6 protein-coding genes are annotated in these 11,956 nt (G+C 49.1%); 4 read left to right on the forward strand and 2 right to left on the reverse strand.

Annotated features, from left to right (window positions below):
- Window positions 1-241 precede the first annotated feature (241 nt).
- The 4 genes from TBC1_RS01660 (at window position 242) to mfd (ending at window position 7,203) form a co-directional block, all read left to right on the forward strand.
- On the forward strand, window positions 242-1,399 hold the full coding sequence (locus tag TBC1_RS01660; protein WP_062037566.1) for a methionine aminotransferase: 1,158 nt from the start codon (window positions 242-244) through the stop codon (window positions 1,397-1,399).
- A 41-nt stretch (window positions 1,400-1,440) separates the two neighbouring features.
- On the forward strand, window positions 1,441-2,241 hold the full coding sequence (locus TBC1_RS01665) for an amidohydrolase (protein ID WP_062037570.1): 801 nt from the start codon (window positions 1,441-1,443) through the stop codon (window positions 2,239-2,241).
- An 87-nt stretch (window positions 2,242-2,328) separates the two neighbouring features.
- On the forward strand, window positions 2,329-3,561 hold the full coding sequence (locus TBC1_RS01670) for a DEAD/DEAH box helicase (RefSeq protein ID WP_062037573.1): 1,233 nt from the start codon (window positions 2,329-2,331) through the stop codon (window positions 3,559-3,561).
- A gap of 237 nt (window positions 3,562-3,798) precedes the next feature.
- Window positions 3,799-7,203, forward strand: a complete 3,405-nt coding sequence (mfd, locus tag TBC1_RS01675; RefSeq protein WP_201781619.1) for a transcription-repair coupling factor — start codon at window positions 3,799-3,801, stop codon at window positions 7,201-7,203.
- Window positions 7,204-7,253: 50 nt separating this feature from the next.
- Here mfd and TBC1_RS01680 read toward each other — a convergent pair whose 3' ends face one another.
- Both TBC1_RS01680 and TBC1_RS01685 read right to left on the reverse strand, forming a co-directional pair.
- On the reverse strand, window positions 7,254-8,996 hold the full coding sequence (locus TBC1_RS01680) for a DUF5689 domain-containing protein (protein ID WP_062037579.1): 1,743 nt from the start codon (window positions 8,994-8,996) through the stop codon (window positions 7,254-7,256).
- A 30-nt stretch (window positions 8,997-9,026) separates the two neighbouring features.
- A complete protein-coding gene (locus TBC1_RS01685) occupies window positions 9,027-11,750 on the reverse strand; it encodes a TonB-dependent receptor (RefSeq protein ID WP_062037582.1) in 2,724 nt (907 codons plus the stop codon).
- Window positions 11,751-11,956: the final 206 nt, after the last annotated feature.

The raw sequence follows: 11,956 nt of genomic DNA on the forward strand, positions 1-11,956 counted from the left end.
CCTGAGCCATCTTTTGGGTTAAACCCTATTTTATAAATTGGTAGCCCTGAAGGGCTGAACTATTGATTCTATGAGGGTAATCCCGGTTTAGTGCTTGTTCAGCGCAAAACTGATTGTACTGATTACAAACACTTAATCGTTTATACTATGTCAAATGCCCAATCCGGGCTAAATGAATTTTACAGTTTCGCGCACGGCGTTCATATTTTATTATATTTGCCTGTGATCAATTTTATGAATTATGGAAAATTATACCGGCAGCCTGATCTCCAAGCTGCCGTTTACCGGCACCAGCATTTTTGCTGTGATGTCGGCATTGGCAAAAGAGCACAACGCCATTAACCTTTCGCAGGGGTTCCCCGATTTCCCTGTTTCGGAAGAGCTGATCAAGCTCGTGAACAGCTATATGAAGAAGGGATTGAACCAGTATGCACCCATGCCCGGCATACTTCCGCTGCGCGAAGGGATATCGGAAATGTTTGAAACCAGATACGGCGTCAAATACCATCCTGAAACGGAGGTGACCATCACCGCGGGAGCAACCCAGGGTCTGTTCTCCATTATATCGGCATTTATCCGGCCGGGTGATGAAGTGGTTGTACTCGAACCAGCCTACGACAGTTATGCCCCGGCCGTAATGCTGCAGGGAGGCATGGTGAAATACGCCCGGCTTCAGGCGCCGGATTATTCCATCAACTGGGATACTTTCCCGGCACTGATCAGCGGCCGGACCCGCATGATCATCATCAATTCTCCGCACAACCCCACCGGCACCATTATCAAAGCCAAAGACCTGAAAAAACTTGACACGCTGCTGAAGAACAGGGATATCCTTGTACTCAGTGACGAGGTTTATGAACACCTGATTTTCGACGGGCACACCCATGAAAGCATTTGCCGGTATCCCGGGCTTGCTTCGAGAAGTCTGTTGGTAGGCTCCTTTGGAAAAACATTTCATGCAACCGGCTGGAAGTGCGGGTTTGTATTGGCTCCGCCTCAGCTTACCGCCGAATTCCGTAAAGTGCACCAGTTTGTGGTTTTTGCAGTGAATACACCGGTGCAGCATGCCATTGCAGAGTATCTGCGCAATCCTGAACATTATAAGCACCTGGGCCGTTTTTACCAGGAAAAGCGCGATTTATTCCTCAACCTCATAAAAGGGTCGAGGTTTAAAGCGGTGCCGGCTTCAGGGACTTATTTTCAGCTGCTCAACTACAGCAAAATAAGTGATGAAAAGGAAACTGCCTTTGCCGAACGGCTGACCCGGGAGTTTAAGATCGCTTCCGTTCCGGTATCACCCTTCTACCACAACCAGGAAGATAACAAAGTGCTCAGGTTCTGCTTTGCCAAAACCACGGAAACACTTGAAAAGGCCGCTGAAATTCTCTGCAGGATATAATTCCTGCATTAAAAGATGGATGTTCACTAATCTTTAAATATATGAAACCAACAGGATATTTGCGCGTTTCAATCATTCAGGCTTCGCTGGTCTGGGCAGATAAGTTGAAAAATCTGGAGTATTTTGACAGGGAGATTGCTCAACTGGGCGGGCAAACAGATCTGATCGTGCTTCCGGAAATGTTTGCCACAGGCTTTGTGATGGATGCAAGCAAGGTGGCCGAGCCGATGAATGGGGTTATTATGCAGTGGATGGCCAATCACGCCTCAAAACTTGATTGTGTGATTACCGGCAGCGTTGCCATTAAAGAGAAGGGAAAATTCTACAACCGGCTGATCTGGATGCGCCCCGACGGCAGTTTCGAATATACCGATAAACGGCATCTTTTCAGGATGGGGAATGAGCAGGAATACTTTACGGCCGGCGAAAAGCCCCTGGTGGTTACCCTGAAAGGCTGGAAGGTACGCCCGTTGATCTGCTACGATCTCCGTTTTCCCGTTTGGAGCAAAAACCGCCTGATCGACGGCCAATACGAATACGATCTGTTGATTTATGTGGCCAACTGGCCGGCCAGCCGCAGCTATGTGTGGAAATCGCTGCTCACCGCACGCGCCATCGAAAACCAGGCATATTGCATCGGGGTGAACCGCATCGGCAAAGACGGGAAAGGCATTCCCCACAGCGGTAACTCAATGGTGCTTGATTTTAAAGGCCGTTTTCAGGTGAACGCACCGGCAAATAAAAGCTATACGGAAACCGCACTGCTCGATTATACAGAACTGACTTCCTTCAGGCAACGGTTTGCCGTAGGCCTTGACTGGGACAGTTTCACGATACACTAAAGTTGACGGTTGCGCCTTACCTGCTCCGCGATTTTAAAACCCTGAGCGGCATGTGATCGTCAGTGCCACTTCACTATAGTTGATTTTATGAAATTTGAAGATTCAAATTTTGAACCGGTTATAAAGAAAAACCTGGCTACGGCAGGTTTTACCCGCCCTACCGATATACAGTTCAGGGCTATTCCTCCTGTGCTGCGCGGTGAGGATGTGCTGGCCATTGCCCAGACCGGAACGGGTAAAACCGCAGCCTTCGTCATCCCGGTTCTGAACATACTGTTGCGCAACAAGCGACATGAAGCGGGGATCCGGTGCCTGGTAATGGTTCCCACCCGCGAACTGGCCCGGCAGATTACCTCGGTGTTCAATACCCTGGGCAAGGGCAGTGGAATCAAAACACTCTCTGTTTTCGGAGGAGTGGAGCAGGAACCACAGATTGAAAGGCTCAACCAGGGGGTTGATATTCTGGTTGCCACACCCGGCCGCATGTTTGACCTGGCCAGCCAGGGATACCTCTCTGTGGACCATGTGCAGATACTGGTGCTGGATGAAGCCGATCATATGCTCGATCTGGGATTCATCAACGACATCCGGCAATTGGTAACTAAACTTCCTGCCCGGAGGCAAACCCTCTTCTTCTCGGCTACCATCAATCCTGAAATTAAAAAACTGGCCTATTCCCTGGTGAAAAATGCCATCCGCATTCAGATTTCACCCAAAGATCCGGTATCCAGGAATGTTGACCACAGCGTGGCCTTTATCGGCATGGACGACAAGCGCTTCTTTCTCGAACGCATGATCAATGATCATCCTGAAAGTAAAATTCTGGTTTTTGTGCGTACAAAGGTCAGGGCAGAGAGGGTCTGTGCCGCCCTTGAAAGGGTGGGTATCCAAAGCCGGGTTATGCATGGTGATGTGGAACAGAAAAAACGGTTTGCCACCCTGAGCCAGTTCAGGGAAGGATTATTCAAAGTGTTGATTGCTACGGATGTAACAGCCAGAGGCATTGATATTCCGGATGTGGAATACGTGGTGAATTACGACCTGCCAGAAAAGGCTGAGAACTACGTGCACCGTGTGGGCCGCACCGGTCGCGGCAACCGGCGGGGTACGGCGGTTTCTTTCTGCAGTAATGAAGAAAAGCCCCTCCTTGAGGCCATCGAAGCCTTTATGGAGAAGGAGATACAGGTACTCAGTATCGACTGTACGGATTATGAAGCCATCGTTGACCTGGCCGTCGAAAGCCCCAAAGACTGGCGCTCACTGATTGAACAGGCGGAGAAGGACGAAGAAAAACACCGCAAGGGGAAACGGAAGAAATAGGTTTCCGGGAAACCCGGGCAGTTGGAAATTGACCCATCAGACCTTAACACTCCTGCTTTCCTCTTTTTCTATATCGCTGAGCCTGATCAACCGGTATATTCCGTATTAATGCAACAAGCATTGCAGCATATGGAAACGGTATTCCGGAATTCCGGCGCTCTGCCGGGCGTTTCAGTAATATCCTGATATAACGCACATTTTAACTAACTTTGCAGCCTTCATTTAATCCGGCAAGCCGTGAAAGCTTCCCAACTGACTGAACACTACCGCAACAACGAGGCTGTTGCGGCTTTGGGTGTTTTATGCAATTCAAAAGAAACTTTCAGGATGCACCTGAAAGGAATGGCAGGCTCTGCCGCTGCCGTGGTGGCTTCCGCGGTGTTTGCCAATTCAGGCCCGCTTCATCTGATTATTCTTCCCGAAAAGGAAGAAGCCGCTTATTTTTTCAACGATCTTGAAAATCTGATGGGAGAACAGGAGGTGCCTTTCCACAAAAAGAAGGTGCTTTTCTTCCCCACCACCTACCGCCGGCCCTACGAAATTGATAAGACCGACAACATCAATGTTTTGTCACGCACCGAAGTGATGAAACGCATCGGTACACGCGAGGGAGGCAGCCTGGTGGTTACCTATCCCGAAGCGCTGGCCGAAAAGGTGGTCAGTAAAGCATATCTGAAGAAAAATACCCTCAGAATGGGACTGGGCGAAAGCCTCTCCATTGATTTTGTCATTGACCTTCTGGCTGAATACGGTTTTGAGCGGGTCGATTTTGTTGTTGAACCGGGGGAGTATGCGCTGCGCGGCGGGATCATCGACGTGTTTTCCTATACCAACGACCGGCCTTACCGGATCGAGTTTTTCGGAGATGACGTGGAGTCCATCCGTACCTTCGATCCAGCAACGCAATTATCCATTGACCGGCTCGATCACATCACCATTACGCCCAACGTGCAGGACAGGGCCCTGCGGGAAAAACGGGAGCCTTTCCTTTCCTATATCGGCCGGAATGCCGTGGTTTGGGTGCGCGACCTTGCGTTTGCCACCGACCGTATTGCAAAAGAGTTTGAGAAAGCTGAAAAAGCTTTCGCAGAGCTCTCTCCCGATATCCGGCACCTGGAGCCCGGTGAGCTTTTCGTAAATGCAGAAAGTTTTAAGAGTGACATTCTTTCCCACCCATTGATCGAGATTGGCAGTCATTTCCTGATTAAAGAAAGCGGGCAGATTGAGTTCAGCATGCAGCCACAGCCTTCCTTCAACAAGAATTTTGACCTGCTGCTGCAGAACCTTGATGAAAACAGCCGGGATGGGATCACTAACCTTATTCTGGCTGACAACCCAAAGCAGACTGAGCGGATTCAGACCATCTTCAGTGACCTGAAAGCCAACCGGGGAATGGCCGAAGTCGGACTTAACTATGACCTGGTCAATCTTTCACTGCATGAAGGCTTTATCGACCGGGGGAATAAGCTGGCCTGTTACACCGACCACCAGATTTTCGACAGATATCATAAATACCGCATTCGCGATGGATATGCCGGCAAGCAGGCCATCACCATGAAAGAGATTTATGACCTGCAGCCCGGTGATTATGTGACGCATATCGACCATGGGGTGGGGAGGTTCGATGGTCTGGAGAAGATAGAAAACAATGGCAGGCAACAGGAGGCCATCCGGCTGATTTATCAGAACAACGATATTCTTTATGTGAGCATTCATTCGCTGCACCGCATCTCGAAATATGTCGGCAAGGAAGGTACGGTACCATCGCTCAACAAACTGGGATCCAATGCCTGGAACAAACTGAAAAGCAAAACCAAGCAAAGGGTAAAAGATATCGCCAAAGATCTGATCAAACTCTACGCCGAACGGAAGGCTGCGGATGGCTTTAACTTCAATCCGGATACCTACATGCAGCATGAGTTGGAGGCATCATTTATCTACGAGGATACCCCCGATCAGGTAAAGTCGACGGCGGATGTCAAGCGCGATATGGAGAAGTCTTATCCCATGGACCGCCTGGTATGCGGGGATGTGGGTTTCGGGAAAACCGAAATTGCGGTGCGCGCGGCATTCAAGGCGGTAGCCGACAGCAAGCAGGTGGCAGTGCTGGTGCCAACAACCATTCTGGCTTTGCAGCATTTCCGTACCTTCAGCGAACGCCTGAAAGAGTTTCCGTGCAGGGTGGATTACATCAACCGGTTCAAGAGCACCAAACAGCAAAACAGCACATTGAAAGATCTGGAAGCAGGGAAAATTGATATCCTGATCGGGACGCACCGGCTGGTAAGCCAGGATGTGAAGTTCAAAGACCTCGGCCTGATGATCATTGACGAAGAGCAGAAATTTGGCGTGGCAACGAAAGAAAAGCTGAAAAAACTAAAGGTGAATGTCGATACCCTGACCCTGACGGCTACGCCCATTCCGAGGACACTGCAGTTTTCACTGATGGGGGCGCGCGACCTGAGCGTGATCAATACACCTCCTCCCAACCGCTATCCGGTTCAGACCGAATTGCATGCCTTTAATGAGGAAATCATCAGGGATGCCATTCATTTTGAGCTTTCACGGAGCGGACAGGTGTTCTTTGTGCACAACAGGGTAAATAACATCATCGAGGTGGCGGGCATGATTCAGCGGCTGGTGCCGGATGCCAAAATCGCCATCGGGCACGGGCAGATGGAAGGTCATAAGCTGGAAAAGATCATGCTCGATTTTGTGGAAGGATATTATGATATCCTGATAGCGACAACCATCATCGAATCGGGGCTTGATATCCCCAATGTAAATACCATTATCATCAATGAAGCCCAGAATTACGGGCTGAGCGACCTCCATCAGCTCAGGGGAAGAGTGGGGCGGACCAATAAAAAGGCATTCTGTTATCTGCTGGCCCCACCGCTTTCGGCACTCACCGATGAAGCCCGTAAAAGGCTGAAAGCCATTGAGGAATTCTCTGAGTTGGGCAGCGGGTTCAACATCGCCATGCGCGACCTCGACATTCGCGGCGCCGGGAATATCCTCGGAGCGGAACAAAGTGGTTTTATCTCCGAAATCGGGTTCGAAATGTATCAGCGCATTCTCGACGAAGCAATTCTCGAGCTTAAAGAAACCGACTTTAAGGAGCTTTACCACGATGAAATTCCTGTGCAAAAAGAGTTTGTCAGGGAATGCCTGATCGAAACCGATCTCGAAATCATGCTCCCTGACAGTTATGTTACCAACATCACCGAAAGGCTGAGCCTGTATAAAGAGCTTGACGGTCTTGAAGCAGAGGAAGACCTGATGAAATTCCAGGAAAAACTGATTGACAGGTTTGGGCCGGTGCCCGCGCAAACCCAGGAACTGCTCAATACCATCAGGCTGCGCCGCATGGCCCGCAAACTGGGATTTGAGAAAATCAGCCTTCGCAATGGATTCCTGTCGGCCACTTTTATCTCAAATCAGGAATCTCCTTTTTACCAGAGCAATATTTTCTCCACGGTATTGCAGTTTATACAGTCCGATCACCGCAAGGTACGCATGAAGGAGAACAACAATAAACTCAGCCTGAGCTTCAGGGAGGTACAGTCGGTTTCGCAGGCGATTCTTGCTCTGGAGCCCCTGGCAGAAATGGTCGAAAGCAACCGTTTTGCTGCTACATAAAAAATAAGCTGCCATTGCTGACAGCTTATTTTATAGTATTGAACCTGATATCAGTCGTTAGCTACTTTTACCTTTTTGATTTCCCAGGTTGCCGATTCGTTGTCGGAACACAGGTATTTGAAAGCAATCCTAACATTTTGCTGACCGAGGTAAGATGCAGGTACTGTAGCTTTTCCGGAATTCACAAAGACCCAGTTATTTCCTGCCGGGTATACGGGAATGGTTAGTTGCTCCCAGGTAGCGGTGGAAGGTGTATCACCGTTGTAGTTTGTTGATATCCAGAGGGTGTGATTCGACTGCAGATTGGCCATTTCGCCCTTGTTGATGGTGTGGTCGAAAGTGATGTAGGCGGCTGTCGCTCCGGTAAGATCAATTGAAGGAGAAATAAGCCAGTCTTCATTCTGGTGACTTGAGCCGTCCTGATATCCCGACATCTTCATATATTTATAGGAAGCATCGTGATTCCACTGCTGGGTTCCCAAAACATTGTAGGCTGAAAAGTTGCCAATACCTGTTTCGAATGGTTCGTCCAGGTAAACAGTTCCCGGAGGAGGCGTTACACCGCCTTCAAGTTCGAAGTCGCCTTCCTGACCGGGGCAATCGCGCAGTCCGGCTATGCCGAAATAGGTGCGAAGTGTTCCAAGAACTTTCAGCTCTTTCTTCAGGTTTTCGGGATTATCCAAAAGATTGACAGCCGTGCGCAGGGGACTACCGGCGGGAAGATTTACAATGATGCAGTTGTTGTAATCGGTTTCATCCTTGCTTGAAGCAAGAAGAACGTTGGTAGCAGAGCTGAAGGGCGCAGCAAAGTCGAAATCGGATGCAGAGGTAACCGAAGTTACGCCTGATTTGACCGAGCCGATGATAAAGCCCTTAACCCAACCGGAAATGTCCTGACCCTGAAGGTTACGGGCTTTGGGAACATCGTACGGATCTTCTTTTGTGCCGGTTCCGCTTCCCGGAGGAGGCGGGGCTACACCACCAAATTCTTTTAAGTCGTCGATGCTGCGGAGGGTGAACTGCCATGTTGATCCGAAGGCAGTCAGGATTCCAACGGCTGTTCCGTAACCGCCCGGTAAAGTATCACCGGCAAAGTTACAGTACTTGCTGGTCCTTACGGTGATGCTTTTTCCTCCCTGGTCGATCAGGGTACGGTTGGTATTGTCAACATCCTGAGGGGCAAACAGTTCACCAACTTCAACAAAGCGTACATTTTCAATTTTAACCAGGGTGCTCATGCGGGCATCTTTGATAATCTCAGCCGACTGGGTGGGCAGAGATGCCAGGTTCAGCGTTGCCGGTTCAGGCACGGCTCCTGGCAAACCATCCCGGTAAAGGTGGGCGCCTATATAAATTTCGGGTAAACGGCCTATGCTTCCGTTGTAGATATACCCCAGCTGGATCAGGTTGTTGTAATCGCCGACATACATGCCTTTACATTTGATGAAAATCCGCTGTCCAAGCTTGTACTCGTTGTAGAGTGAAGTTTTGTCAAGTGAAAGTTCAATGGCGGCGGTCTCATCCTGGATTACCATTTTCTTGTAGAGGTTGCCGCTTTCGTCATTGGCTACCACAATTCCGCTGATGATTATGTCTTCTTCGATCAGGGTAAGTGTACGGCTGAGGGTATCGAGATAATAACTCTTGAGTTGCTGGATGCTGCGGTTTGCTTCAAATTCAACGGTGGGAACGATAATAGGCGGTTCTTCAAAATCTCCGTCCACACAGGAGGTAAGGTTAACAGAAGCCAGGATAATGAATAATCCTGCGAAAATTTGCCAGATTCTTTTCATATGATTTTTTTGTTTTTGCTTGTTGGGAAATTAGAAACGGAAGCCGATATTCAGGAAGAATGTCCTGCCATAATAGTAGTAATATCTTGACGGAAACTTGTTGATGTTTTTGTTTTCAAAATCGAAACGCATCTGCTCATATCCGCCGGTAGCAATTTCCTGATTGTCGAGAATATTGCTTACGCTGAAATTCAGGTTAAGGTAGTACTGGCTCCGGATGCGGAACGATTTGCCGATTGAGGCGTCCAGGGTCATGCCGCTGGGTAGCTTCTCCTGGCTGATAATCCCTGAAATCCTTTCATCGCCCGGTTCCATACCGGCGAGCGCAGTGGAAGTACGGCGTTCCGGGTTGAAATCCAGGTAGATATTGTCGTAATAGTTTACATTCACATCAATATACAGGAATCCGGGCCCGGCATATTTCAGTCCCAAAGAACCGGCAGTCTGGGGTGTCCCGGATACATAGAAGTACTTGCTGTAAATAGATTTTGTGATGTCGGGACGCGAACCGTTTTCAACGGTAATCATTGCGTCCGGCCTGTTGGTGTATCGGTAATTGCCCAGGTTTACTGCACCGACTGCAGAAAAAGCAGAGGTAATTTTAACTTCGGCGCCAGCCTCTATTCCCTGGTGGACCTTGTTGATATTGTACATTGCATGATTTACAAATGTACGCAGGGAGTCGTGATAGAAACTGTTGATCTCGTTCTGGTTTTTGAAAAGCGTGTGATAAACGGTAATCCTTGCCTTCACCAAAGGCGCGCGCAGGTGATAGCTGAGTTCACCGCTGGCAATATTTTCGCTGCTCAGGTCAGGCACTACCGCATCACGCACCCTGGAAGAGATAAACGAATTCCTGATATATGGAGCGCGGGTCATTACTGTGGCATTCCCTTCAATAAAGTGACGGCCCGTAACTTTATAAGTTGCCCCGGCTTTGACCGCATAGTCGAAGAAATTGTATTTTTCTCCGTCCCCGAACGAATTGTCAGGGTAACGGCCATTGCGCATAAGCCCTTCGCGCCAGAAAGTAGTGCTTGTCAATTGAAGCCCGGCATAATAATCCACCTTTTGGGATGAAAAGTTTGCAACACCCCAAATATTGGCACTACGCTGGTGGAGTTTAAAATCATATCCGAATTTGTCCCCTACCTTGATAACACGGTCCGGGTTATTCAGGTCGTTTTGCAAAATGGTATCATTACCCGAAAAATCGCGCTCGGCGAACTGGTCCACATCAATCCAGAATTCTCCGCCGAGCAGGTCGTGGAGGGTTTTATAGAAAGAGCCGGTATTGCGGTTGTATTCTACTCCTCCGTCAATCCTGATTTTATCATTTACCTCATGGTTGATAAAGGAGGTGAAGTTAACCTGTTTTTGATCGTTGTGGCGGTTTTCGATTATGTAACGGGCCTGCTTTCCTTCCAGGTTGGCGAGGTAGTTGGTCTGGTAGAGTTTATCCCAGTTTACCTGGCGGACATTAACATCATTTTTCCATCGGTCGGCGTACGCAGCAGCAATAGCAGGGTCGTATGGTTCGGGGCCTGTCGACGGATAATAACTGGGCAGATAACGGTAATAATCGGGCCTGGGGTCGGACGAGTTGTACCAGTTAAGCGCTGTGGTGCCGGTTTCTCCGAAAAGATAGGAAACGGAACTGGTAATCTGTGTTTTTTCCGAAGGTTTCCAGTAGTGGTTGAGAAGAAAAACCGGCTGATTCATAATGCGTTCGCGTGCATTGCGTACCTTGCCGTCCTGATAACCCCAGTTGGGATTGTAGTAATTGGTCCCGCTCAGGTCATAGGCTTCCTGGGTGGAGCCGCCCTGCATTCCGCGGCGTACAGGGGCAACAAATGCTGTAAAGGCCAGGCTGTGCTGCTCGTTCAATCTGCGCTCCACGCCGATAAATCCGGCCCAGGCGTCGTAATAAGTGCCTTCAATATAACCGCCGTTTCCCCAGCGCCTGGATCCGCTTACGGTAACGGCCCAGTTGTTGTCCATCATCCCTGTAGAGTGGGTAAACATCAGGCGGTTGGTATAGGTGCGGTTGGTTAGGCTGTAGGTAAGTTTGGTCTGCGCCCGGTGCTGCGAAGCGCGGGTAATGATATTGGTAACTCCGCCCAGATTCCCGAAGGAAAAATCAGACGGCGCCAGCCCGTTAACGGAAACCTTATTCCGGGTGGCATCGTTTAAACCGCCCCACAATGCCCAGGTGGTACGGCCGGTTTCCACATCGCTGATGGGTGTGTTGCCGATATAAGTGCTGCCAAGATCGTTGTCATAACCACGCATCCTGAAATAAGCCGGGCCGAATGTATAGGCAGCTGTAGACACGAATACATCATTTGAAGAACTGAGCAGCCCTGAAATGTTCTGACCTTTTGAATCGTCGTCTGAATCGGAGGAAGAAATGCTGATCTCTGCCAACCCTCCGCTTAAAATGTCGGCGATAAACGTTGGGGTCATTTTTATGGTACCCAGGTTTGTTGTCTCACCCACAGTGACCCGTTGGATAATATCCTCGTAGCCCTGCAATGAAAATTCAACAATGGCCTCACCGGCAGCGATGCCGCCCAGGCTGAAAATTCCATCAGCATCGGTAAAGGCTTGCTGGGTGCCTGTCTTGACGGTAACCGAAGGCAGCGGTTTGCCGCTTTCCTTATCGGCTACCCTCCCCGTCACCAGGCCGGTTTGGGCATATAAACCCGGCAACAGGCTGAGGGCCAGCAGTAAAGTCAATAATTTTTTGGTCATTGGAATCTGTTTAAGAAAATGTTTTGATGTAGTTTGCTCTTTTTTAGGGACAACAATCCCAAATTATTAATTTTCTGCAAATGAACAAAAATTTATGTTAGCTTAGCCCGGTTGAACGGATTTTGTATTTCTTTTTGGTTTCTGCATTGTGCTTATTTAGCATCAACCGGATATTCAATATCTTTGCCGCAGTTTAAACTGCATTT

It is taken from the genome of Lentimicrobium saccharophilum (assembly GCF_001192835.1).
Classification (GTDB): domain Bacteria; phylum Bacteroidota; class Bacteroidia; order Bacteroidales; family Lentimicrobiaceae; genus Lentimicrobium; species Lentimicrobium saccharophilum.